Annotated in this window: 4 protein-coding genes; all 4 read left to right on the forward strand. The window is 36.1% G+C overall.

Going from position 1 to position 3,395, the window contains the following annotated elements; all coding sequences use genetic code 11:
- Positions 1-301: 301 nt before the first annotated feature.
- Complete coding sequence (gene rpsP, locus OZD61_RS03805; RefSeq protein ID WP_274979916.1) at positions 302-622, forward strand: 30S ribosomal protein S16; 321 nt, start codon at positions 302-304, stop codon at positions 620-622.
- Between the two features lie 10 nt (positions 623-632).
- Positions 633-1,619, forward strand: coding sequence for a polyprenyl synthetase family protein (locus OZD61_RS03810; RefSeq protein WP_274979917.1), 987 nt, complete (start codon positions 633-635; stop codon positions 1,617-1,619).
- Between the two features lie 61 nt (positions 1,620-1,680).
- A complete protein-coding gene (locus OZD61_RS03815) occupies positions 1,681-2,250 on the forward strand; it encodes a nucleotide exchange factor GrpE (protein WP_012673267.1) in 570 nt (189 codons plus the stop codon).
- Positions 2,251-2,267: 17 nt separating this feature from the next.
- Positions 2,268-3,266 carry a tryptophan--tRNA ligase gene (gene trpS / locus OZD61_RS03820; protein WP_274979918.1) on the forward strand — a complete coding sequence of 333 codons (999 nt, stop codon included), beginning with the start codon at positions 2,268-2,270 and terminating at the stop codon, positions 3,264-3,266.
- Positions 3,267-3,395: the final 129 nt, after the last annotated feature.

Consider the following 3,395-nt stretch of genomic DNA (forward strand, 5'->3'; position numbering starts at 1 on the left):
CCCTCATTTTTTGTGGCATATTTTTTCTTTCAAGGTTAAATGGCTATTTTATAATGAATTTTGTCAGTAGCCACCAGATTTTTTCAGTTGCTATGCAACAAAGCCATTCCAGTGTCAAGCACTGGAATGACACCATTTGCTGTGCAATTTACCTTCACAAATGAATTTTCGTATAGCTGTGCACCCGGCACTGCCCTACATTATTGGTAATTATATTATAAGGTGCAAAAGTTGTATAATTCATTTGACTTAAAACGGCTCATTGTATAAAATTGTGGCTAATATGTGAATAAAGGTTAACATGGCAGTTAAAATAAGGTTGGCGAGGTTTGGCGCAAAGAAACGCCCTTTTTATAGGATAGTTGTAGCCGATTCACGAGCACCAAGAGATGGGCGTTTTATCGAGAAAATAGGACAATATGATCCAATGTTACCAAAAGACAATAAAAATCGTGTTGTGGTGAAAGCTGATAGATTAAAACATTGGCTAAGTGTAGGCGCGCAGGCAACTGAAAGAGTACTGTGGTTTATCAAAAAAGGCATAGTAACTTTAGAAACAGAACCACAGAAAACAGAAAAGAAGAAAGTAGAGAACGAGAAAGCACAAGGGCAAGAGGCATAAGTCTCTTAAAATGCTAAATACTGATTTAACAAACAGCGATAAATCAGACGATATTGTATCTTCTGATTTGTCAGCTATGAATGGCTTTGTCTTCAAAAATGTCAACGATGAAGATGCTAAGCTTGCTACTGATATTATATCTCATCTTGTTAGGTCAGGTGGAAAAAAAATAAGGCCTAAACTAGTTTTTATTATATGTAAAATGCTAAACTATTCTGGGGAGAACAGGATCAACGTTGCTGCATCGGTAGAGTTTATACACAATGCTACTTTACTTCATGATGATGTGCTCGATGAAAGTGAGGCACGCCATGGAGTTAAAACAGCGAATAAGATTTGGGGAAATAAATCAAGCATTTTAGTTGGTGATCTATTGTTGACTCTAGCATTTAGATGGCTTATAGAGTGTGGAAATTTAAATATTCTCTCTATTTTATCTAAGGCATCGCATTTACTTGTGAAGGGTGAAATAAAGCAGATGACAGCACGCTTTGACCCCCACACAGTCAGGGAAAATTATTTTGATATCATTGGAGAAAAGACAGCATCTTTATTTTCTGCATGCTGTGAAGCTGCATCAACAGTATCTGGTGCAACAAATGACGAAACAGAGAGGCTAAAGAATTTTGGTTTTAATTTTGGTATGGCATTTCAAATAGTTGATGATATGCTCGATTATACTGCTAATCAAGGCACTTCTGGAAAACAAGTCGGAAAAGACTTTTTCGAAGGTAAAGTCACCTTACCTGCTATTATAGCATACGAAAAGGGCAGTCCAGCAGAGCAAACATTCTGGGAAAAATGCTTTTCTTCAGCTAGACACAATTTTGACCAAGCATTACACTACATTAATCACCATAATGCCATTCAGCTTTCTATGGAAAAAGCTAGGCACTACATTAATATGGCACAAAATGATATTAGTACTTTTTCTGATTCTTTTTATAAAACTACTTTAATTAACTTTTTAAATGCGAGCATAGAAAGACGAATGTAGCTGGCGCTTGATATTTTCAGATTAATTGTTATATACTTATTAGATTCTTAAGGGTAATGATATGTCAGATAGCAGTAAGGAGAAAAAGAAGAAGTTTGCTGATATGGTAAGTAGGCAGAAAGGTGACGACCAACAAAGTGATAACCATAAGCAAACTGATGATTTAAATGAAGATCTCAATACATTAAAAGAACGTGCAGTTCAGCTTGAAGATCATTTACGCCGTGCTGTTGCAGATAATGAAAACGTCAAACGTATAATGCAAAAGCAAATTAGCGATGCAAGTGACTACGCAGTCACAAAACTTGCACGTGATATGATCGACTCGTGCGACAATTTAAAAAGAGTAATGGAAATTTTGAAAGACGGTGATCCCGTTCATGAGGGGATTAAAGTAGCTTATCAAAAAATTATAAATGATCTAAAAAAACATGGAATAGAGGAAGTAGATCCACTTGGTGAGCTTTTTGATAGTAATTTACACCAAGCTGTTGTGGAAAGAGAAGACAATGAAAAAAAGCCTGGCACCATTGTAGAAGTACTACAAACTGGTTATACTATCAAAAATAGGTTGCTCCGTCCTGCAATGGTTATTCTTTCTAAGAAATCTGCTGATTGTGGAAGCGATTAGCATGAGGTAAATGTATAATGACAAGTATTGTCTTTTCAGGTATCCAGCCAAGTGGCGTACTACATTTAGGTAATTATCTTGGTGCAATCAAACAGTGGATAGACTTACAGGATAAATACAAATCTCTTTTTTGTGTTGTCGACCTACACGCAATCACAGCAAATAAGCTTCCCGCAAGTGAATTAAAAAGTAATATTTTCAAAACAGCAGCAGCTTATATTGCATGCGGAATAGATCCAGAAAAGTCCATTATTTTTAGTCAGTCCACAGTTAGTGGTCATACAGAACTGGGCTGGATGCTTGGATGCTATACACCAATTGGTTGGCTTAATCGCATGACTCAATTTAAAGATAAAGCTGGCAGCGATAAACAAAAAGCCTCTCTTGGATTATATAGTTATCCAGTACTTATGGCTGCAGATATATTGTTGTATCAAACTAAATACGTTCCTGTTGGTGATGATCAAAAACAGCATTTGGAGCTTGCACGTGATATTGCATCAGCTTTTAACAATCATTATAAGCTGGATTATTTCATCGTACCTGAAATCTTAACTTTGGATTGCACATCAAGAATAATGAGCTTAAGGGATGGCACAAGCAAGATGAGTAAATCTGATCCTTCAGAACATTCGTGCATTAACCTTGATGATACGGATGACTTAATTGTCAAAAAAATAGAAAAAGCAAAAACAGATTCAATTCTAGGCTTTGCTACTTTAAAGTGCCGACCAGAAATAAGCAATTTGATAAACATTTATTCAGTGCTCAGTAATGTAAATGCGGAAAAAGTATGTGAAGAAGTGAACAAACATGACATGAAGCACTTCAAAAAAGAGTTAGCTGATTTAATTATCAGTGTTATATCACCCATACGTGAGAAAATGAATGATCTTTTAAAAGACCAATTCCATTTACATGAAATATTAAAAAAAGGCACAAAGAAAGCAGCAGAAATTGCAACCCATAATATAAAAGAAATCAAGGATATTATTGGATTTGCTCAATATCTGTAAGGTTCCAAAGTGTGATGGTGCGAACCGTCATACCGCCGCGGTATCTCAGCCGCTAACACGTAGCGGGATGACGGTTTTTCAAATTGTCGGTAAATCTAAGTCAGTTTAGCTATAGGCAGCAATTTTCTG

It is taken from the genome of Wolbachia endosymbiont of Drosophila bocki, from assembly GCF_028982005.1.
In the GTDB taxonomy this organism is placed as follows: domain Bacteria; phylum Pseudomonadota; class Alphaproteobacteria; order Rickettsiales; family Anaplasmataceae; genus Wolbachia; species Wolbachia pipientis.